Origin of the sequence: Cytobacillus firmus DS1 (assembly GCF_000565285.1) — a bacterium.
Classification (GTDB): domain Bacteria; phylum Bacillota; class Bacilli; order Bacillales; family Cytobacillaceae; genus Cytobacillus; species Cytobacillus firmus_A.
In genome coordinates this window covers 40107-61395 of record NZ_APVL01000012.1, presented here as the reverse complement: position 1 = coordinate 61395, position 21289 = coordinate 40107, and the positions used below count along the sequence as shown (strand labels likewise).

20 protein-coding genes are annotated in these 21289 nt (G+C 41.5%); 18 read left to right on the top strand and 2 right to left on the bottom strand.

Annotation, left to right across the window (positions count from 1 at the left end; translation table 11 throughout):
- Positions 1-15 precede the first annotated feature (15 nt).
- The 10 genes from PBF_RS16175 (at position 16) to PBF_RS16130 (ending at position 9966) form a co-directional block, all read left to right on the top strand.
- A complete protein-coding gene (locus tag PBF_RS16175; protein ID WP_051488910.1) occupies positions 16-1101 on the top strand; it encodes an amidohydrolase family protein in 1086 nt (361 codons plus the stop codon).
- 27 nt (positions 1102-1128) lie between these two features.
- Positions 1129-1482: a Rieske (2Fe-2S) protein gene (locus tag PBF_RS16170; RefSeq protein WP_035330988.1), complete on the top strand. Its 354-nt coding sequence runs from the start codon at positions 1129-1131 to the stop codon at positions 1480-1482.
- Between the two features lie 151 nt (positions 1483-1633).
- Positions 1634-2404, top strand: coding sequence for an SDR family NAD(P)-dependent oxidoreductase (locus PBF_RS16165; protein ID WP_035330987.1), 771 nt, complete (start codon positions 1634-1636; stop codon positions 2402-2404).
- 114 nt (positions 2405-2518) lie between these two features.
- Positions 2519-3469, top strand: coding sequence for a phosphoglycerate dehydrogenase (locus PBF_RS16160; RefSeq protein WP_051488909.1), 951 nt, complete (start codon positions 2519-2521; stop codon positions 3467-3469).
- 23 nt (positions 3470-3492) lie between these two features.
- Entirely contained in the window at positions 3493-4644 is a 1152-nt protein-coding gene (locus PBF_RS16155; RefSeq protein WP_051488908.1) for a M20 family metallopeptidase, read from the top strand.
- Positions 4645-4649: 5 nt separating this feature from the next.
- Entirely contained in the window at positions 4650-5078 is a 429-nt protein-coding gene (locus tag PBF_RS16150) for a tripartite tricarboxylate transporter TctB family protein (RefSeq protein WP_035330983.1), read from the top strand.
- A 19-nt stretch (positions 5079-5097) separates the two neighbouring features.
- A complete protein-coding gene (locus PBF_RS16145; protein ID WP_035330982.1) occupies positions 5098-6606 on the top strand; it encodes a tripartite tricarboxylate transporter permease in 1509 nt (502 codons plus the stop codon).
- Between the two features lie 48 nt (positions 6607-6654).
- Positions 6655-7647, top strand: a complete 993-nt coding sequence (locus PBF_RS16140; RefSeq protein ID WP_035330980.1) for a Bug family tripartite tricarboxylate transporter substrate binding protein — start codon at positions 6655-6657, stop codon at positions 7645-7647.
- A gap of 94 nt (positions 7648-7741) precedes the next feature.
- Complete coding sequence (gene nfsA / locus PBF_RS16135) at positions 7742-8485, top strand: oxygen-insensitive NADPH nitroreductase (protein ID WP_035330979.1); 744 nt, start codon at positions 7742-7744, stop codon at positions 8483-8485.
- A 68-nt stretch (positions 8486-8553) separates the two neighbouring features.
- Entirely contained in the window at positions 8554-9966 is a 1413-nt protein-coding gene (locus PBF_RS16130) for a hypothetical protein (protein WP_035330978.1), read from the top strand.
- A 35-nt stretch (positions 9967-10001) separates the two neighbouring features.
- Here PBF_RS16130 and PBF_RS16125 read toward each other — a convergent pair whose 3' ends face one another.
- Positions 10002-10274, bottom strand: coding sequence for a transposase (locus PBF_RS16125; protein ID WP_035330976.1), 273 nt, complete (start codon positions 10272-10274; stop codon positions 10002-10004).
- Between the two features lie 54 nt (positions 10275-10328).
- On the opposite strand from PBF_RS16125, the gene PBF_RS26825 reads away from it, so the two are divergent.
- The 5 genes from PBF_RS26825 (at position 10329) to PBF_RS26175 (ending at position 13638) form a co-directional block, all read left to right on the top strand.
- Positions 10329-10496 (top strand): hypothetical protein, encoded by a 168-nt coding sequence (locus PBF_RS26825; protein ID WP_235192276.1) that lies wholly within the window; start codon positions 10329-10331, stop codon positions 10494-10496.
- A 341-nt stretch (positions 10497-10837) separates the two neighbouring features.
- A complete protein-coding gene (locus PBF_RS24965) occupies positions 10838-11929 on the top strand; it encodes a transglutaminase domain-containing protein (protein ID WP_051488907.1) in 1092 nt (363 codons plus the stop codon).
- Positions 11930-12153: 224 nt separating this feature from the next.
- Positions 12154-12453, top strand: coding sequence for a hypothetical protein (locus PBF_RS16115; RefSeq protein WP_035330974.1), 300 nt, complete (start codon positions 12154-12156; stop codon positions 12451-12453).
- Between the two features lie 467 nt (positions 12454-12920).
- Positions 12921-13373 carry a hypothetical protein gene (locus PBF_RS16110; protein WP_035330973.1) on the top strand — a complete coding sequence of 151 codons (453 nt, stop codon included), beginning with the start codon at positions 12921-12923 and terminating at the stop codon, positions 13371-13373.
- Between the two features lie 118 nt (positions 13374-13491).
- A complete protein-coding gene (locus PBF_RS26175) occupies positions 13492-13638 on the top strand; it encodes a hypothetical protein (RefSeq protein ID WP_160169264.1) in 147 nt (48 codons plus the stop codon).
- Positions 13639-13707: 69 nt separating this feature from the next.
- On the opposite strand, the gene PBF_RS16105 is transcribed toward PBF_RS26175, so the two are convergent.
- Entirely contained in the window at positions 13708-14538 is an 831-nt protein-coding gene (locus PBF_RS16105) for a hypothetical protein (RefSeq protein WP_035330971.1), read from the bottom strand.
- Positions 14539-14763: 225 nt separating this feature from the next.
- Between PBF_RS16105 and PBF_RS16100 the strand changes: the two genes are divergently transcribed.
- The 3 genes from PBF_RS16100 to PBF_RS16090 all read left to right on the top strand — a co-directional run bounded on the left by PBF_RS16100 (position 14764) and on the right by PBF_RS16090 (position 21258).
- Positions 14764-16890, top strand: coding sequence for an ATP-binding protein (locus tag PBF_RS16100; RefSeq protein ID WP_035330970.1), 2127 nt, complete (start codon positions 14764-14766; stop codon positions 16888-16890).
- 369 nt (positions 16891-17259) lie between these two features.
- Positions 17260-19023, top strand: a complete 1764-nt coding sequence (locus tag PBF_RS16095; RefSeq protein ID WP_051488906.1) for a methyl-accepting chemotaxis protein — start codon at positions 17260-17262, stop codon at positions 19021-19023.
- 618 nt (positions 19024-19641) lie between these two features.
- Positions 19642-21258, top strand: coding sequence for a M20/M25/M40 family metallo-hydrolase (locus PBF_RS16090; RefSeq protein WP_035330969.1), 1617 nt, complete (start codon positions 19642-19644; stop codon positions 21256-21258).
- Positions 21259-21289 lie beyond the last annotated feature (31 nt).

Sequence of the window (21289 nt, the reverse complement as noted above, 5' to 3'; positions counted from 1 at the left end):
CAAGGAGGAAGAGGTATGAGTGAAACAGTTCTGTCACAGGAAAGTGCAGCGAAAAAGACTCAATTTAAAGTAATCGATACGGACATTCATCATGATATCGCTTCTGTAGACGATTTAGTTCCTTACTTATCGGATCATTGGAAGCGTTATATTACGGAATACAATTGGAAACCGATTAAAACCACACCTTTTCATCAAGTTCGAAGCGGGACAAAGTATAGAGGAGACTCTTTCGGAGAAAGTAAAAGACCGCCGGGCTCTGATTTTGAATTATTAAAGAAACAATTGCTTGATGAGCATGAAATCACTTATGGCGTTCTGGGAGGATGGTTCCACGAAGCAACCGTTGCTACTGGGTGGTTTGAGTTTGCGGCAGCCAGGGCAGCAGCCTACAACGACTATACGATTGAACAATGGCTTAACAAAGATGAGCGGTTGCTGGGATCCATTACGATTCCTGCAGACCCTGTGGCAGCAGTCCGCGAAATTGATCGCGTTGGACCTCATCCGCAGATGGTGCAGGTCATGATGTCCATTGGAAACTTTGCCTGGGGAGACCCTCGCTTCCACCCGATCTTTGAAGCCGCGGAACGTCATGGACTTGCCATCGGCATGCATTTGTCAGCTGATATTACTTTCCAGGGAGGAGAGTTTCTAAGGTATTATGTTGCATGGCGTGCTGCACACCCGCAGGCCTACATGACACAAGTAATCAGCCTGATTACAAATGGTGTGTTTGATAAATATCCAAATTTGAAGGTCGCATTAATTGAAGGCGGCTTTGAATGGGTGCCATTTATGATGAATCGAATGGATGCAGCCTACAAGGGTCTCCGGCAGGAAACACCATGGGTAAAGCGCATGCCGAGTGACTACTTCCGTGATAATATGCGGTTTAGCACGCAGCCATGGCATGATATCTCAGCAAAGCATTTCCTGGACATCATCGATATGATGGGGTCAGATAAGATGCTGATGTTCTCAACTGACTATCCGCATTGGGATTTCGATGCACCGAAACGCACTTTGCCGCCTAAAATATCTGATGATTTAAAAAACAAAATTTTATACGAAAATGCAAGGGAACTATATAATCTTTAATTTTTAAGAAGAAAGGAGGGTCCCTCTTTGAAATACAGCGTTTGTAAAGCAGAAGATTTACAAATCGGTCAAATGAAAGCCTTTACAGTCGAGCGAAAATCGATTGTGGTTGTTCGCTCCCAGGAAGGGGAATTATATGCGCTGCGAAATGTTTGCCCTCATAAGGGGCCGGCTCTTTCAGAAGGATCACTCGATGGAACGTGTACGGCAAACGAGCCTGGCGAGTACAATCTTGAAAAAGTTGGTGAAGTAATTAAGTGCCCATGGCACAATTGGGAGTTTGATATTAAAACAGGGTGCTCCATTTTTGATCCGGAAAACGTGCGTGTTAAGACCTTTGATGTCATTGAGGAAGAGGGGACGGTTTTCGTCCAGGTATAAATGAATACCAGGAAACCAGTTCTGACATTCTTCTAGAATCTGGTGATGAAATAATCAAGAGTAGATTTAGAGAAAGATTGTTTAGATGCAAAACGGAGGCATATCTCTTTGCCTATTGTTTTTCTCTATCGGCTAAGAAGGGATGGTTAAAATGGGAAGGCTTCAAAACAAAGTAGCTCTTATCACCGGCTCTGCCGGCGGCCTTGGTTTGGAAATTGCGGTACATATGGCGAAAGAAGGGGCGAAAGTCATCCTGAATGATGTCAATGAGGAGCTGGTGAAGGAGTCGGCTGCAGCTTTAGAGGCTGATTATGAAGCAGATTATGTTGTTGGGGATGTTTCCAGCAAAGCGGATGTAACCAGGATGTTTGACCAGATCATCGAGCGCCATGGACAAATTGACATACTTGTAAATAATGCAGGGGGAAGCCTTCATACTCCCCGTATTCTTGAAGAGATTGAGGAGGAACATTGGGACAAGGTGCTCAATGTCAATTTAAAAGGAACATTTCTGACCTCACAGGCTTTTGTTAAACACACCAAAAGTAACGGAGGCGGAAAAATCATCAATATGTCTTCCATTGGCGGAAGGACTGCCAGCTTGATTACCGGTGTAGCATACGCAGCAGCTAAGGGTGGAGTTATTAATTTTTCGAGAAGGCTGGCAAAAGAGGTTGGGGAGTTTGACATTAATGTGAACGTGATTGCCCCTGGATTAATTATAAGCGGTGAGCGGATGCGCCATTTGTTTTATGAGGAAAACTCAGAGGAGCAAAGGCAGCAAACTTTTTCGGAGATCCCTCTTAAGACACTTGGAGAAAAAGAAGATATTGCGAATGCTGCTGTTTTCCTGGCATCAGATGAGTCCCGCTATATGACAGGTGCGGTTCTGGATGTAAATGGCGGAAGGTTTATGGGATGACTGACTGATTGCTTGTTGCTAATTATTACTATTACAAAAGTGAATATAGAAATTGTCTTAATCCTATTAATATACTTTTAGCTAAAAGCAGAATCAATTAGGGAGGTGTCAATAGTGTTTAAAGTGGTTTCTTCATCACCGACTTTCGGTTTGTTTTCAAAGGATCCTGTCACATTGCTGGAATCTAAAAACTATCATCTTGAAATTCTGCCCAAAGAGGTTACATCCAATGAAGAGAGTTTTGCAGAAGCATTGAGGGACGTGGATGCCTTAATAGTTGGAGTAGAAAAAATTACTCCAGCTGTGCTAAAACATGCAGAAAAATTAAAGGTGATCGCAAAGCATGGTGCCGGTGTTGACAATATTGACTTGGGAGAAGCAGCAAAAAAGGGGATCATCGTGACGAACGCTCCTGGTGCGAACCGGCATGCTGTTGCAGATCTGGTATTTGGTTTATTCCTATCGATTGCACGTCAAATTCCGGCAGCTTTTCAGGAAGTGAAGGAAAGTGGATGGCCCCGGATTGTTGGAAACGAAATCTACCAGAAGACTCTTGGCGTTATTGGAACAGGGAAGATAGGAAAAGAAGTGATCCGCCGGGCTCAGGGTTTTAATATGAATGTCCTTTGTTACGATCTTTTTCCGGATGAGGGAATTCAGGAACAAGGGCTTGGAAAGTATGTATCCTTTGAGGAACTGCTGGAAGGCTCAGACTTTATTACCATTCACACGGACTTAAATCAGGAATCGCAGGCCATGATTGGCAGCATGGAATTAGCTCTCATGAAAAAAAGTGCCTACATTGTGAATACGGCCCGCGGTGGGATCATTGATGAGCAAGCTTTATATGCTGCATTGGAATCCGGCTTAATTAAAGGGGCAGCAATGGATGTTTTTGAGAAAGAGCCGTTATCTGAATCACCGCTCCTCAAAATGGAGAATTTTGTTGCAACCCCTCATATGGCGGGCTATACGGAAGAGGCGCTTAGAGAAGTGGGGATGCTGACCGCACAAAATGTCATTGATGTTCTCGAGTCCAGGGTGCCTGTTTATCCTGTTACATAAATGGCATGGGAGGAGGAACAGGTATGCTTGATATTTTTCAAGCATTAAAAGAAAAAGAAGAAGCATCTTTACACCTCTTGAAGGAATTTGTCGAACTGGAGTCCTTCTCCTTTGATAAACAGGGGGTGGATAACCTGAGCACTCACCTTATCCGAGTTTTCTCCGAGTTTCCTGTAAAGGCTGAAAGCTTAAAGGAAGAGCACTATGGAAATCATCTGCGTTTTCAGCTTGGGGAGGGTGAAAAGCAACTATTGCTGTTAAGCCATTTGGACACCGTTTATCCGAGGGGGACAATCGAACGCATGCCCTTTCAAGTAGAAGGGAAAAAGGCAAGAGGTCCGGGAGTCATCGACATAAAAGCCAGTTATGTTATGGTGTATCACCTTTTTGAATTATTATTGCAGCAAATGAATCTAAAAGACTATCAAATCGTCTGGCTCTTAACATCGGATGAAGAAGTGGGAAGTCCAACTGGAAAGCTTGCAGTAAAGCGGGAGGCAGCCAGGAGTGAAGCGGTACTGGTTCTCGAACCTGCAGCAGACAATAGAGCCCTGAAGACGGCAAGAAAAGGCGGCGGCAAATTTACAATTGAGGTGAACGGAATATCTGCTCACGCCGGCCTTAACCCGCAAGACGGTGCGAATGCAATTGAGGAGTTAGCTTTTCAGATTACAAAAATCATAAGTTTAGCTGACTGGTCAAAAGGCACTACCATAAACACAGGAGAAATAAAGGGCGGAAGCTTATTTAATGTCGTTGCGGATTATGCCCGTGCCGAGATTGATGTTCGGATTGAAGAAAGGGATGAAATCCAAAGAATTCAGCAGGCCTTTGATCAGCTAAGAGTCAGAAATCCACGAACCAGGTTAAACGTTACGGGATCTATTTATCGGCCTCCTCTGATTAAAACGGAATTGACAGGCCGGCTGTTCAAAATGGCTGAAAGGATTGGCCGGGATTTGGATGTCTCGGTTGAAGAAGCGATGGTTGGAGGCGGAAGCGATGGAAATTATGCAGCAGAGACCGGGGCACCCGTTCTGGACGGTTTAGGAGGATATGGCGGAGGTGCCCATTCTCCCGATGAATTTTTATGGATTGAATCGCTGGCTGAGAGGACATCCATTTTGTACGGCCTGATTCAGGAATTGATCCAATTGGATGGAACTTGGAGGTGACTGTAGTGAAAAAAGAAGGCTTTGTGAATGTCATCATGCTGCTCTTAAGCTTTTTTATGCTCTATATGGTGGGGAAACTGCCTGAGCCAAATGCAACACAAGAGCTGGGACCCGGCTTTTATCCAAAGCTAATTATATACATGATTATCGTGTTTAACGTGCTGCAGCTTGTGATGCTGTTTTTAACAAAAGTGAAGGCATCAGATGAAGCATCTGAATTTCAGTTTAGCAGATTTTTCATCATGATTGCTATCATGACTGGATATGTTTTGAGCCTTTCGTATATCGACTATAAGATTGGAACATTTCTTTTAATTTTCTCTTTAATGCTTTTGCTGGGTGTTAAAAGCTATAAGTTATTGCTCTCTGTCTCAGTCATATCTGTTGGTACCATTTATTTGCTCTTTGAAGTATTGCTGAATGTTCATATTTAAAAGAAGGGAGGTTGGTTAAATGGAACAAGTACTCGCACAAGTCTTTGAGATGCAAACTTTGGTCCTCGTATTTGCCGGTGTTTTCCTGGGAGTAGTCTTCAGTGCCATTCCGGGTCTAACTGCTACAATGGGGATCGCCTTATTGATTCCCTATACCTTTAGCTTACCGCAAGTACCTGCCATTAGTATGCTGCTGGGAATTTATATTGGAGGTATGTATGGCGGATCCATCACAGCCATCTTGATCCGGACGCCAGGTACTCCTTCGGCAGCAGCTACCCTTTTGGATGGGTATCCGATGGCTGCAAAAGGACAAGCGGGAAAAGCGCTCAATTATGCAACAATTGGATCTTTTGTCGGCGGTATTATTAGCTGCATAATCTTAATCTTGATTGCTCCGCAGCTTGCAGCTTTCGGATTGAAATTCGGGCCTGCAGAATTTTTTGCCCTTGCCGTCTTCGGTCTAAGTATTGTTGGAACCATATCAGGTAAAAACGTGGTGAAGGGCTTAATCGTGGCAGGTGTCGGCCTTTTTATTGCAACCATCGGAATGGACCCCATCGGCGGTGTAGCACGATTCACCTTCGGAAGTATAAATTTAACAAGCGGAGTTTCCTTTATCCCTGCACTAATCGGTCTTTTTGCTGTATCACAGGTTATAAAAGAGATTGAAGAAAAGGCAACAGGTCACAATAAAAAGAAAATTAAGTACAAGCGGGAGCGGATTTCACTAAAGGAAACATTCTCTTACTGGAAGGAGTTTCTGCGCGCCTCTGTAATTGGGACTTTTATCGGCATTATTCCTGGTACCGGTACATCCATTGCAACATTTTTAAGCTACAACGAATCCAAGCGATTTGCTAAACCGGAAAGACGCAAGGAATACGGGAAAGGGATTCCAGAGGGTGTTATTGCTACAGAAACCTCTAATAACGCAGTTACTGGAGGGGCATTAATCCCGCTTTTGACTTTGGGGATTCCTGGTGATGTGGTAACAGCCGTTATTTTAGGAGGACTTCTAATTCAAGGTGTTACTCCAGGTCCGCTCTTATTTCAAAACAATGGGCCTCTAGTGTACAGCCTGTTTATCACTTTAATTATTGCTAACATTTTCATGCTTTTAATTGGCCTTTTTGCAGTCAGGTTTGTTGGGAAAATTGTTGATGTTCCTAAGAATGTATTGCTTCCTATTGTTGTCACTCTATGTTTTATCGGAAGCTATTCTCTTTCTAACAATTTATTTGATGTATGGGTGGCACTTGCGTTCGGAGTGATCGGATACTTGCTGGAAAAATTCAATTATCCATTACCTCCTCTGATCCTTGGAATTATCCTTGGGCCAATCATTGAGTCCAATCTGCGGAGAACGATTATCGAGTCAAGCGGCGATCTTTCCGTATTCTTTACAAGACCAATCTCTGCTGTCTTTTTAACGATTGCTATCGTGAGCTTCCTGTATCCTCTTTTCAAGGATTTATGGAGAAAGCTGAAAGGCAAAGAAAGCATAGAAGAGGATATACCGGCTTAGGGGTCACTGGTTAAATACCAATCTATATAAAATAAGGGGGAAAAATTGATGAAACTAGTTATGAAAAAGTTAGCAGCTGTAGGATTTGCAGCCATGCTGGCAGCGGGGTGTTCAAACAGCAGTGCTTCCACTGATGAAAAAGCAGCAAGCTTTCCGGAGCGTGATATTGAAATCATTGTTCCTTACGCACCGGGAGGAACAACGGATACCGCTTCTCGTGCCTTAACATCTGTCATTTCAGAATACCTGCCGAATGACTACAATGTAAACGTAGTCAATAAAGAAGGCGGAGCAGGTGTAATCGGGACAACTGAAGTTTTCAATGCAAAGCCTGACGGCTATAAGATCGGGATGACAACAGTAGGGCCAATGACGATTAAGCCGCATACAGACAATACAGCTTATTCACCTGAAACGGTAGAACCGATTATTCAAGTTGTAGCGACTCCAAACGTTCTCGTTGTCAAAAAAGATGCCCCATGGCAAACATATGAAGAATGGCTGGAATATGTTAAAGCGAACCCTGGTAAATTCACTTATTCCACAACAGGTGCTGGATTGACACAGCATATTACAATGGAAGCTTTTTCTGCACAAACAGGAGTTAAACTGAAGCATGTTCCTTATGAAGGTGGTGCGCCTGCGTTGGCTGCTTTATTGGGTGGTCATGTTCAAGGTGCGGTTATTCAGACAGTAGAAGCCATGCCTCAAATTGAGTCAGGAGAAATTCGTGCTCTTGTAAATACCGGATCATTTAAATCAAGTGGCTTGGAAGATGTTCCATTATTAACTGAAAAGGATGTTGATGTGGCTTCTGATGTATGGACAGGGCTAATTGCACCGCCAGACACGCCAGAAGATGTCATCAAGGTTCTGCATGACTCGTTTAAAAAGGCTTTAGAGGATCAAAAAGTAATTGATACATTTGCAAAGCTTGGTGTGGAACCTAGTTATGCTAGTCCGGATGAGTTTGCTGAAATCATGAAGAAAGATTATGACCTTAATGAAGAAATATTAAAGGCAGCGGGGATTATTGAGTAATTAGTAAATGTTGACGGTAAGGAGAAAGAGCTGCTTTAGCTTTTTCTCCTTTAAATGTTATGGGAAGTAATCCACAGGCAGGAGGAGACATGAAGTGAACACTTTAATAGATGTAATGGAAAACCATCGTTCCGTTCGGAAGTTTATGGAAAAGGATATAAGTCAGGAATTATTGAGCCGTATTTTCGAAGCCAGTCAATGGGCGTCCACCTCGAATCATTTACAAGCCTATACGGTCATTGCCGTGAGAGAAGCAGATAAGAAAAGGAGGCTTTCGGAGCTATGCGGAAATCAGCAGCATATCCTGGACAGTCCTGTCTTTTTAATTTTTTGTGCTGATTTGAACCGGATCAAGATCAGTCATGACATGGAAGATAAACCTATTCACTTTCATGCGGTTGAACCTCTTTTAGTCGCAACTGTCGATACTGCACTGTTTGGGCAAAATGTTCTCTTGGCTTCTGAATCATTAGGGCTTGGCGGCGTATTTATTGGAGGAATCAGAAATAAGCCGGAAGAGGTAAGCCGCTTATTATCCATGCCTGATTATGTTTATCCCGTATTTGGCATGTGTTTGGGCTATCCTGATGAGGAAAAAATTAATGAGCAGAAGCCCAGGCTGCCCTTAAGTGCAATCCTCCATGAAGAAAAATATGATAATGAAAAGCTTCCGGAATTAATCAGTGAATATAACGAAAAAATGAAGCGTTATTATGAGGCACGAACAACAGGAAAACGGAGCCAGACCTGGACGGATTATGTATCTGAAATGTATAAGGGGCCCCGCAGACAACATATGAGTACGTTTTTGAAGGAGAAGAAGTGGGGGTTTGATTAATAAATCAATAGATTTGATATAGGGATGTTTTTTGTATATGGGACAGTGTGTTTAGAAAGGAGTTTACTGTGAAAGGACTAGCGACGGTGTCGGCCCAACAGGAACCTCAAAGTTCCATTAAGAGCGGGGAAAAGGTACAAGGAATTTTAATTGGCTTTCTTGCCATTGGCTTTATTCTTCTGCAGGTTTTTCCCGGTGATGCTGTTAATCTTTTCGTAAGCATGATTTCACTTGCAGTGATGATCTGGGTCTTGCCTGGAGTTAGGGGCTCAACCTTATTTATCAGCGTTTTTCTTTTAATTAGTGCTGTTTTTCTCATGATCTATCATCATGTCCCAGCTGAAGAATGGCTTAAATCGATTCGAATTAATATTACGCTGGTCGCCATTTTTCTCGTAGTCCCTCTACTTGGAATTCCTGTAAAAACAGGCGGATATGTGGAGGCTTTAAAAATCGTGCTGTACAAAAAAATGAATGAGCCGTATTTCTTTTATTTTGGCACAAGTTTTTTAACCCACATTCTTGGTGTCGTCTTAAACATCGGATCTGTATCCATCGTGAATCAATTAACAGCTGCTTCTAATATAAAAAGCCCACGTCTTGTAGCAAATGCTATTAACAGGGGATTTGTCACTACTATTTTTTGGTCGCCATATTTCTCGGCAATGGCACTGGTACTGAGCCAGCTGCCAATCAAATGGACCTCGATTGTTATGTACTCGATCGGGCTTGCGATTATAGGGATGTTGGTTAGCTTGCTGCTTGACAGGAAGCAAATAAATGCAAGCAAGCCAGTTGAAGCAAAAACGGTAAACGAGTGGGACGAAGCGCAATACACCTATGCCAGAAAAAAAGTAACGGAGTTATTTACGTATTTGATTGTAATAACAGCGGCAGTTCTGCTTTTGGAGTTTCTCACCGGGTATTCGATCGTTTTGATGATCTGCTTTGTTTCATTGCTATTCCCTCTCTTTTGGTGTGTTTTTTCCAAAGAAGGAACTCATTATATGCATGAATTTAAAAATCATGTGTATATTGGTATCCCCCGGATGAAAAAAGAGATTGTCCTATTTTTAATAGCCGGCTTTTTTAGCGGTGCTTTTATACATGCTGACTTGAGCAATAGGCTGGTCTCCTTCATTCAAACTGTTTTTGGTTCATTCCATTTGGGAACTTCCTTCTTCCTGGCATCAATTGTTTTTATGACAGCTTTAATTGGAATTCATCCAATCGTGGTTGTCACTATCTATGTGACCAGTCTTACACCTGAACTTATCGGGTTAAGCCCCGAATACTTTGCTATACTGCTGCTCGCCAGCTGGGGGATAACCAATACAGTGGCACCTGCCACGGCTGTAAACAACCTATTGGCGAATTTATTAAAAGTCGATTTGTTTGAGCTTTCAATACGCTGGAATATAAAATACGTTATTATTATGCTGATTATTATTCCTTTTTATCTGGAATTACTTGGGATTTGAGCGAAAGAATCTAGCTGGTTTAAGCTAGGTTCTTTTTATGAGTCTTTAAACCTGCTTCGAGCGGCCTTGATATCATCAGAAAACAACTTCAACACATAATCAGCATCCGTTGTTCTGTACTTCCAGTTGTAGTACCCGACATAGCTGACTCCTGACCGTTTCATGGAGGCAGAAATATCTTCATTGCCCTCTTTAATGAGGAGATGTACATGATTATTCATCATGCACCAGGCATAAATAAACAATTCACAGTTCTTTTTATATTTTTCAGATGTCGTCCTTAAAGTAACTGTTGAGAAGGGAGACAATAGAATCCTTCCTTTATTTCATAACATAGTGATTCTACCCAGGGGGTTATAATTGTGAAGAAGACATTAATAATTTTCGCCATACTATTTTCATTTATTGTTAGCCTGTCTCAACCTGCAAAAGCTGCAGAGAATGATGCTGTTTTTTGCGAACAGTATAAGGTGTTAAAAAAATATGGTGGGATGGAATTGAGCTTAAGTCTGGGCAAATTGGGAGATTAATCGTTAATAAAGATACCCCTTTATTTAAGCTTAATGGAGAAAAACGAGTAATTGAACGCGCTTTAAAGGCTGGAGAGTTTTACCGCATTTATGCCTTCAAACCAGGGCTTTTAAGTGTTGGCGGGGGCTTTTTCGTTGATCGCGATACAAAAGTAAAATACGAGACTCCCAGTAAAACAAAGTTAAATGCAGTTAAATGCATTAGCAAAGGGAAGGTTAGTAACGAAGTAAATACGGAAGGTGATGATTGCCGTAATAAGTCTATCATCCTGACCCCTCGTTATACCGATAAAACGGCAGTAATTAGTGTAGATGATGAAGAACAACTTAAAGCTTATTATTTGGATAAGCCCAAACAGGGGGAACAGCCTGCTGTTATTGAAATTGATACTCCCTATAATACAGATGTTCAGTTTGAAAGTGAAAATCCTAAAATTGCCCAAATTACTAAAGATGGATTGTTAAAAGGTATTTCTGAGGGGAAAACAAATATTACCATTACTTCCAATGATGGTAAGTGCCGGAAAAAAGCTCCAGTCATTGTTAAGCCGCTGTTTGAAGTACAGAAGAATAGTAACAGCAGTACAATTAATATTACAGGTTATAACGGCTCATTCAAAAGGATGGAAATAGTCGCCAGCAAAGGTAATAAGACCGTTAAGTACTTGTGGACTCCCAGTTATTTAGGTGAATGTAGACCCGATCCATGGCTGCCGTTTAATAAGCCAAAATGTAATAGCGAAAGTAAGGCTTGGGTCTCAAATTTTTTCGGTCTTGAAAGAAAATACAGCAAGAAAATAGATTTGTCTTTGGGGGAAGGTCATTACAAGATTGATATTTACAATGTTGATACAGAAACCAGAGTCCCAAAACAAGTGTTTAGTACAACCACTCAGACAACCGAAAAAGTGTATCTTCTGCCTAATGGAAAGGATATACCTAGTGAGAATAAAGAAATTGTGAACCTTGCTAAAGATATTACAAAAGGTATTACCGATGATTATCAAAAGGCAAAGGCAATTCATGATTGGGTTAGTCAAAATATTAGTTACGATTATGAAAGATTTCGGAATAAAACTGCAGGTCCTTATCAATCTGCTCTAACAGTGTTAAACACAAGGATAGCAGTCTGTGAAGGTTATTCAAATTTAACAGCCTCCTTACTCCGTTCCTTAGGTATCAAAACTAAAGTAGTTGCAGGTCTGGGAGGTTCAATCTATAGTCCCGGTTACGAACAGTTTGAGGATAGTCCTGGAATAAATATTCACGACTCTGCATTTGATGATTCAAGACATGCCTGGAACGAGGCATATGTTAACAATAGATGGGTTATTATGGATACTACATGGTCAAGCGGTAATGGAAATAAAATCTATTTTGACATGACTGAATCAGAATTTCGTAAGGATCATATTAAATTTTATACTTACTGAATTATTAAGCGCTCTGCCAAGTGTGCAGGAGGCGAGGCTTTCTGTTTGTTCTGCCTGATATTTCAATCAAACGTTTGATTGAAATATCAGGGAAGTAGTTTTAGTGTGCTTAAAGTATAACTGCCGGGTAAGGTGAAACAGGAGAACCGTCCCTTTGTGCCCCCGAGATTGTCACATTTATCTTAAGGAATTTGTTGTATACTATAGAAAAGGAGGTGTGAACAATGAATGAAGCTAAAATGGAGAGTATGCTTGCCCAATTAATAAAAATGGCTGGAAGTCTTCAATCTGATATGCAGGAAGTAAAAAAAGAACAACATGAGATGAAAAGAGAACAGCAAGAGATGAAGACGGAACAGCAAGAAATGAAAAAAAAGCTGCAGGAGCTGGAAACTAAAAGTGATCAGCGTCATCAAGAGGTATTAGAGCACTTCAAAATCCTTGAAAGAGACCAGGATTTTATATGGGAGAAGACAGCAAGAAATGAAAGAGATATTGGCAATATCAAAAGACAGCTTACGTGAGCAATTAAGCTCCTTTTGAAATTTAAACCCACACCCACCCTAGTCTATATTTTCCCCTTTTTTCTTCGTTGGTAATGGCTCACATATTCCCTGGTTTGCAAAACACCCCGCTAACAATTTCAAACATAAGGTGAAGCACTGTAGATGCAGGCATCTGGAGTGCTTTTCTGTGTTGTGCATATCCAGGTGCTTTCTCTTTTAATTGACTCCAAAAAGCACCGAAAAGTCATTATACCGGTCTAATATGGTGATTTTCCTGTATTTAAATGTTCCTTACAGGGTCTGAAAGTTAAGAGAACTGGAAGATTAATAGAGCTTATTTGGTATAATTGTAATATATAGGTATAAAGGCATAGTTATAAGGAACTAGATAAAGTATTACTTCTGAAAAATTAAGTTTATTCTTTATTTTGAGAAGCTTTTTCAAAGATAAGCCCCATTATATTATCTATTAGGAGTGACAAATCATGTCTAATGAGGATTTCCTGTTAAAGTTAAATGCTGAGCAGTTACTTATGCGAGTCATTAGATATAACAAGCTTGTACACCTTCAGGCGCCGGAAATCATCAGAGCGTCTGAGCTGCAGCTGATTCTTGAATCCTTATGCAAAGCAGTAGATGCTACGAAGGCATATCCAGTCGAAATGGATAAAACCAGTCATAAGGATTTTATTAAAAAGCCCATCTTAAAGAAATGGGTGAGATATAATGAAGAATTTTTTAAGAATGCTGATGAAAATACAATGGAAACCATAAGATATGCCGTCAATGAAAGTTTAACAAACAGAGCAGATGAAATATTTAGTATCAGAGAATTCAATAAAGAACAGGATGAGCTGGAAGAATTACATAGCCGGAGGGGAGTTGCAGACATAGAGCAATATAAACTAAAGAAAATGTTTAAAAGCATCGAAATTTGATGGTCAGGTACAGGAAGTTCCTGCCCTATGCCAAATTCAACCATTAGTTTATATTTTCGGGATAGGTATAAAGAACTATTGATGCTGCAAAAAGCAGCCAGATAGGAGGCCAGGCAGTATGCAGAACAAGAGACAATACGAATTCATCATTATCTTGATGTATGTATTAAACTTTGGAATAGTGTTTTCTTTAGGAGCTGCTATCTGGATTACTACTTACCATCCGGAGTATCTAAAGGTGTTGGAAATGATACACTTCAAATAAAACAAGGGGACAGCTCTTCCGTTCCCCTGTTCGTTTATTAAATACCTGTTCAGAGATACTCTCTAATTTTTACTCCACAAACACACCGCCGGCCAGACCGGATAGGAGCATCACATCGGATACTTTTTCAGCTGAGACGCCTTGATCCTCTGCAGTAGTTCCATCTCCATAAAAGGCGTTCAGTGCGTCCAAAAACCATTCGGGTCCTTCCGTAATTACGAATTTGCCTGAGGAATTGAAGGTATCAATTGCCTGTGAAACCATCAAATATTTCTCATCATCTGATAGCTGTACCCAGTCTTCGCCGTCTGCTGTTGAAAAATCAGTGTCCGGGTAGGAGGCAGTTTCCGCAAATGTTTCAGTATCTGTGCTTTCCGTCTCTGTGGTGCCGGAATCATCGGCAGCTTCTTCAGTATTTGATTCGGTCACAGCATCAGTATCCTGTTCAGCAGCCTCTTCTGCGGCAATTTCGGCTTCATCCTTATAAGGCTCCCCGTTTTTTGAAATAGCATAGACAGAAGAGCCATATTCGATTGAATATTCATTCTCGCTCGTGTAGTCAGAAAGTTCAAGGGTGCGGATGTTGCAAGTATAATCTTCTCCGCAATCTAAATCCCCGGCTGCATTATCGGATTCCGTTTCGAGGAATGAGATGATTTTTTCGAAGACTTCCTTTTGCTCTTTATAAGTCATATCATCGTAGGTGTCTTCCACTGTTAAATGGAGATCATAAAGTACATTTGCCCCATCATTTTCAATTTCAGTTACGAATCCAAAAGCTAGGATTTTACTGAGTTCCTCTGAATCTGCCATACGATCGATCATCTCTTCGATCCTTTGTTCGTCAGCTGAACAGGCAGATAGGAATAAAATGACTGATAAGATTAATAACTTTTTCAATGCTGTCTCCCCCTGAAGTATGTATCTTTTATATAGGGCTATTACCCTAGATAAATATACTAGACTTTTACTGGGGATAGTTTACAAATTTTCATTTGGCTAAAATTGGCTATTAGGCCCGCGTTTTTACAGCAATATCATCCGAGAATTGGAAAACAAAGGCGTCTAAACCATAGCAAACAGCTATGCTATAATTACAATAAAAAGCCGAGGGGGTATGTTCATATGCTGACCCTGTCCAATCATACTTTTCATCCGAGAGTTGCTTTATCCAATAATGTGGAAATCGCCAATGGTTCACATATTTTATACACCTTTTCGGATCAGGAGAAATATATTCATAACATTGTCTCATTTTTATCAGCAGGGCTGGAGCTTGGCCATGGTGTTATTTTCATAGAGGAAAAGGGGACGCTTGCTGCTGTGGTGGAGCGGTTGCGTGAAAAGGGTTTTTCAGAGGAAATGCTGGATGGAATCGTATTTGCTGAAAGCGACCTCTTTTACGGAACGAATGCGGACTTGAATTTAAACAACATTGTCAGCACGTTCTCGGGGTTAGTCGATCCCTATATCAGCAATAGAATACCGCTCAGAACATGGGCAAAAGTTAAGTGGAAGGAAAATCAGTGCTGTCTGCTCGAGAATTTGCGGAGGTTCGAATTGGAAGCGGATTCTTTTGTGGGCAGTGTGAAGGCTTTTTCAGTCTGTGCCTATGATGGCGGGGCTTTGCCGGCAAATATTCAGCTTGAACTTATGAAAAGCCATCCTTATGTGATGACCGACCTGGAGCTGTTTCCTTCCAGCCTGTATCAGAAGGATATCCAAATTCCTTCTTTTTTTATCGAGGAAAAGCAAGCAGAAACTATTAAATCCTTGAAAGAAGAATTTCAGCATATTCATGCTCATTATAAGAATTTGATAGAAGAAATGCCGGATGCTGTATTTGTTTCTGCTGCAGAGGAGATAGTATACGCCAACAAAGCCGCCGGCATCCTGCTGGGCTGTACTCCTGATGAGATTACAGGAAAGGATATGTATGATCTTTTTGATTGGGATCAGGATGTAAGTGAAAATCGCCTGGGAGAAAGCAGGCCGTTAACTGAAACAAAGACTCAGCATACATCAGGTCAAAAAATAGATGTTGAGATTATGAGTTTTCCATTTGTTTTCGAGAACGTGGGCAAAAAAGCTGTGATCTCACTGGTCCGGGATATCACCGGCCGAAAAGAAATGGAAAAGGACCTGAAGGAAGCAAAGCTGAATGCTGAAAAATCCAATCATCTGAAAACGGTTTTTCTGTCACAAATCAGCCATGATCTCAGGACTCCGCTAAATTCGATTCAAGGGTTCACTCAGATTATGCTCATGGAGAATCAGGAAGAAAAGGATAGCAGGCGGCTGCAGCGCATTTTGGATGCGTCCCATCACCTTTTGGAATTAATCGATGAATTGCTGGATTTTACGGCGATAGAGACAGGCAATATTAATATGAAGCAGGAAAGAATTCAGTTAAAGCCGTTTATTGAGGACTGCATCGGTTCGCTGGCGGTGAATCCCCACGTTAGCATTGAAATCGGGCCGATTGATGAAAAGCTATCCGTTACAGCTGATTCACTGCGCTTAAGGCAAGTTCTGAATAATTTGCTTGCAAATGCCCTGAAATATAACCGTCCTGGCGGGTATGTGCATGTATATACTGAGGTGGAAGGTGCCGATGTTAAGATAAATATTGCGGACACTGGCGTCGGCATCGCCCTTGATCAGCTTAGGGTGATTTTTGAACCTTTTTACCGTGCCAATAAAGATATGGATAAATGGAAAGGAAGCGGTCTCGGCCTTGCCATTGTCGCCAATCTTGTCGAAAAAATGAACGGGACGTATGGAGTACGAAGCAAAGAAGGTGTCGGGACCACGTTCTGGGTGAGCTTTAAAGCAAATGAGCTGCCTGAGAAAACCGCTGCTCATGAGCCGTTTGCCAACACTATGGATGAATATGAAAAAACCGTGCTATATATCGAAGATCATCATGGAAACATTGAATTAGTCAGAGAAATGCTCAATCTGATCGGAGACATTAAGTTTATGGCCGAGAGAAATGGAGAAAGCGGCTTCCTGAGAGCGGTGGAAATGAAGCCTGACATCATCCTGCTGGATCTCGGCCTTCGGGATATGAATGGACTTGAAGTCCTGAATCGGCTTGGGGAAAATGAAGCGACAAAAGATATTCCTGTGATCATCCTGAGCGCAGATGCTCTTTCAGCAAGCACAGAGAGGGCAGCTCAGCTGGGGTGCAGGGATTACATCACCAAGCCGGTCGATTTTGAGAAATTGAAAAGGGCAATCTTAGCATAGGGCTGAGGCGGATAGTCAGCATTATTAATGCAATGCCGGTGCCTCAGATCTTACCTTATGGGCAGATCTGCTATAAAAAGCCAGTTCCTGTATCAATAGCAGGTGCTGGCTTTTTTCGTATAGTTTCTTAACCGGAAAGCTGAACTGAACCCATTTGAGAGCAATCCTTATTTTCAATCAAACGTTTGATTGAATATCTTTAAAGCTTTGCGGCTTCTCTTGTTTTAAAGGTGACTGTTTTCTGTCTTCGTTTTTCCGCGCCTCCAGCCTGGGTTTCTTCTAATTTTCTAAATTTTATTAATTTAAAGCATTAATGAGTCGATATAATAATAGAAACCTAAAACAAACAGAAGAAAAGGGGGACAGAAAGTGAGGAAATTTAAACACAAGCTATTGCTGGTATTCCTGGCGGTTTTTGTGATATTGGCAGGTACAGTTAGCTCGTATAATATCATAGCTGCCATCAATAGCAACAGCATCCAGTTAGAGAACTTCAAAGAAAATTTGATCAAAGATTATGATGCCAATGTCAGAAACCAGGTGGAGTCTGCTTATTCGCTTTTGAATTATGCGTATGAAAAATACCAATCAGGTGAATTATCAGAAGCTGAAGCGAAATCACTTGGCGGAGAGCTGATCAAAGAACTCAGATATGGAGAAGCGGGTTATTTTTGGATTGATGATACGGAGGGCAATCTTGTAGCACATCCTATCACACCAGATGCTGAAGGATCAAACCGGCTGGAAATCCAGGACCCTGACGGCACTTATTTAATAAAAAATATCCTTTCAGCAGCTGAAAATGATGGATTTTCCGAGTATATGTGGGAAAAGCCGGGAACAGAGGGACTGGTGAAAAAGCGTGTTTACTCCAAACTGTTTGAGCCATGGGACTATGTAGTCAGTACAGGAAACTATCTGGATGATATAGATTCCATAGTAGCGGAAACAGAGCAGTATTTTAAACAGGAAATGATGAAAAATGTAAGAAACCAACTCATTATTATTGGCATTTTATTGATTGTGGCTGGCTCTGTCGCTTATATATTCAGTAATCGGGTGTCCAAACAGATTGAAGCGATTTCAGCACATGTCAAAAGAATTGCTAATAATGACCTCTCAGCTGAAGACCTTGCTATTTCAGCAAAGGATGAAATCGGCCAATTAACCACGGGTGTTAATGGCATGGCAGCAAATCTCAGAAAGGTCATTCAAGATGTCGTAAAAGCATCCGACGAAGTAAGCAGCCATAGCGGAGAGCTGAATCAGTCTTCAAATGAGGTGACAGAGGGAACGAGCCAGGTGGCCTCTACAATGCAGGAATTATCATCCGGTTCTGAGACGCAGGCGAGTTCAGCTTCAGATTTATCCGAGGCTATGAATGAATTTGTTGAGTACATAAAGACAGCCAATGAAAACAGCGGGCAGGTTTCGAACCTGTCAGAAGAGGTCCTGCATTTCACAGTGGAAGGAAACGAGGCAATGGCCACATCCATTCAGCAAATGAACGCAATTGACCATATTGTTAAAAGGGCTGTTGAAAAAGTCCAGGGGCTTGATATACAGTCACAGGAAATCGCAAAGCTCATTTCCGTTATTAAGGAAATTGCTGATCAAACCAACCTTCTAGCTTTAAATGCTGCTATTGAGGCGGCCCGGGCAGGAGAACACGGAAAAGGATTTTCGGTAGTAGCGGAAGAAGTGCGTAAACTCGCTGAGCAGGTATCTCATTCTGTCTCAGATATTACAAATATCGTAACCGGGATAAAAAATGAATCTAATGAGGTTGTCACATCACTTCAAAAAGGATACGAGGAAGTCCAAAAAGGAACAGAACAAATGAAAGTGACAGAAAGAACCTTCCAGCATATTGATGGATCTGTCACCGATATGGTTAGCCGTTTGCAGGCTGTTACACAGCAGCTCTCGCAAATTACCGAAAACAGCTCGAGGGTCAGCCAATCAATCGAAGACATTGCAGCCATTTCAGAAGAATCTGCTGCCGGAATTGAGCAGATTGCAGCATCCATCCAGCAAACAAACAGCTCTATGGAAGAAGTAACAGGAAGCTCCAGGAGATTGTCTGAATTGGCTGATGAGCTTAATGATATGGTGAAGGTATTTAAAATATAAGCGGGTGGACAGTGCCTGCCCACTAGCCTTGCATGACTGTTTTTCATTTGAATAAATTCAAAAATTTTACATCATAATTTGTAAACAATAAGAAAAAAGGGAAAAGGACTTTTAGTGACCTTGTTCCCTTTTTTTCTTATTAATAATTTCCTGGTTTACTCCTTACTTTTTAATGCTTTTTCTTTCACCAATGCGACATTACCATATGATGGTGGCTTCTTCTCTAGAGGAATAGGGACTTCTATCTTCCTTTTGACTTTCTTTTTTTCTTTATTCGCAATGCTTTCTTAAAAGCACTTACAGACTGAAAAAGATAAATTTGTAAAAGACGGAAGAATTCCCAAGGTGTCTTTTCTGACTTGGTTTGCAATTTAGATTCTATTTTTATGCTTAGGACCGTCCCTGTGTTTACTAATAGATTATAATGAGTTAATAATGATGGTATATACTGTTTTAATTAATAACAATGTTTCCCAGCAATAAAAGGATGCGAGCTGTATTTTCCTTAATTTAAGTAATCTTTAAAAAGGAAGTAAGTGCCCAATAATCAGTAGGACGTGAAGTGAAGGACATGGAAGTATATTTTATTCATCATTATAAGACAAAGGAGTCTTTTGCATGACACATACATTTTCATTTCAATCACCAAAGCAGCTGAAGGATACTTTATGCGATCTGGTATCTATCCCAAGTGTTACCTTAACAGAAGGGGAAAGGCATTTTCCACTGAGAGTGGAGCAGCTGTTAAGGGATATTCCTTATTTTGAAAAACATCCTTCACAGATTATGAATCATCCCATGGCGGATGGCAGGTTTGTTCTGACTGCTCTTTACAGGCATGATGAGGCCAGTAAAACCGTTGTGATGATTAGTCACTTTGATGTCGTGGATATTGATGATTATGGGGATTTAAAGCATCTTGCCTTTTATCCGGAAGAGCTGACCAGGGCAATGAAGGCACGTGCTGACCGTCTTCCTGCTGATGTAAGGGCCGATCTTGAATCAGGGGACTGGCTGTTTGGAAGAGGGACGATGGATATGAAATGCGGTCTTGTTCAGCATCTGTCGCTCATCGAGAAGGCTTCCAGTGAAGAATGGAAAATCAATCTGCTTTTGCTGGCTGTTCCTGATGAAGAGGTGAATTCAAGGGGAATGCGGGAAGTGATTCCAAAGCTTCTCGATCTTTCGGAAGAATATGATTTAACTTACTCCTTATTCCTTAATTCTGAACCAATGTTTTCCCAAATTCCGCAGGATGAGAAATACTATTTTTATACGGGATCCATAGGGAAAATTATGCCTGGAGCCCTTTGCTTTGGCCGTGAAACACATGTGGGCGAGCCGTTCTCCGGCATCAATGCGGGGTGGATGTCATCCGTACTGACACAGGAAATGGAATGGAATCCAATGTTTTGCGAAACGGTGAATGGAAAGACTAGTCCACCGCCGACTCTCCTGCTTCAAAAGGACTTGAAAAAAGAGTATTCTACTCAAATTCCGCACCGTTCTGTCAGCTTATATAATCTGTTATTAATGAAGAAATCGCCTGCTGATGTGATGGAGGAAATGAAGCGGGCAGCCGAAATCGCAGCGAAGAAAATGGAAAATTTTATTATAGAAAGATACCGTTCATTCAACCTGGAAATGAATGAAGCTCCTGATATCCGTGTATTCTTCTATGAGCAATTAAGGGACTTTGCTGTAAAGAAGACAAGTGAAGATTACATCGCCATTCTGGAGCAGTCCATTGCCAGGGACACACAAGGCGACATTCGTGAGCAAACCATTCAAATTGCAGACCAAATCTCCATGCTCTGCCAGGAACTGGGACCCATGATCGTCTTGTTCTATGCACCGCCATACTATCCGGCCATTAATACGGCTGATCATAAGGATATACAGTCTCTGTCCAGCACTCTTGTTCGCTTTACCCGGGAGGAGTTTGGCAAGGAGCTCCATGCAGTGGATTATTTTAACGGCATCTCAGATCTAAGCTATGCTGGATTACAGGGAGACTTATCTGAAATGGAATGCTATAATTCAAACCTCCCAGGAGGACAGGAGCTGTATTCCATACCTTTTGATGAAATGTCCCAATTCAAAGCACCGGTAATCAATGTTGGGCCGATCGGCAGGGATGCCCATCAAAAAACAGAGCGTCTCCATATGCCATTTGCCTTTGAGCAGCTGCCAAAGATTTTGGAGCATTTGATTTTGGAGCATGCGTCTTCTTAAATTTATAAGTGGGACAAGGGGACAGGCCCCT

Bases quoted from the DNA above. Each gene is read 5' to 3' on its own strand.
- PBF_RS26175 (WP_160169264.1), top strand. From the start codon at position 13,492: ATGCAGAACAAGAGACAATACGAATTCATCATTATCTTGATGTATGTA.
- PBF_RS16145 (WP_035330982.1), top strand. From the start codon at position 5,098: ATGGAACAAGTACTCGCACAAGTCTTTGAGATGCAAACTTTGGTCCTC.
- PBF_RS16155 (WP_051488908.1), top strand. From the start codon at position 3,493: ATGCTTGATATTTTTCAAGCATTAAAAGAAAAAGAAGAAGCATCTTTA.
- PBF_RS16110 (WP_035330973.1), top strand. From the start codon at position 12,921: ATGTCTAATGAGGATTTCCTGTTAAAGTTAAATGCTGAGCAGTTACTT.
- PBF_RS16115 (WP_035330974.1), top strand. From the start codon at position 12,154: ATGAATGAAGCTAAAATGGAGAGTATGCTTGCCCAATTAATAAAAATG.
- PBF_RS16100 (WP_035330970.1), top strand. From the start codon at position 14,764: ATGCTGACCCTGTCCAATCATACTTTTCATCCGAGAGTTGCTTTATCC.
- PBF_RS16090 (WP_035330969.1), top strand. From the start codon at position 19,642: ATGACACATACATTTTCATTTCAATCACCAAAGCAGCTGAAGGATACT.
- PBF_RS16175 (WP_051488910.1), top strand. From the start codon at position 16: ATGAGTGAAACAGTTCTGTCACAGGAAAGTGCAGCGAAAAAGACTCAA.
- PBF_RS16165 (WP_035330987.1), top strand. From the start codon at position 1,634: ATGGGAAGGCTTCAAAACAAAGTAGCTCTTATCACCGGCTCTGCCGGC.
- PBF_RS16140 (WP_035330980.1), top strand. From the start codon at position 6,655: ATGAAACTAGTTATGAAAAAGTTAGCAGCTGTAGGATTTGCAGCCATG.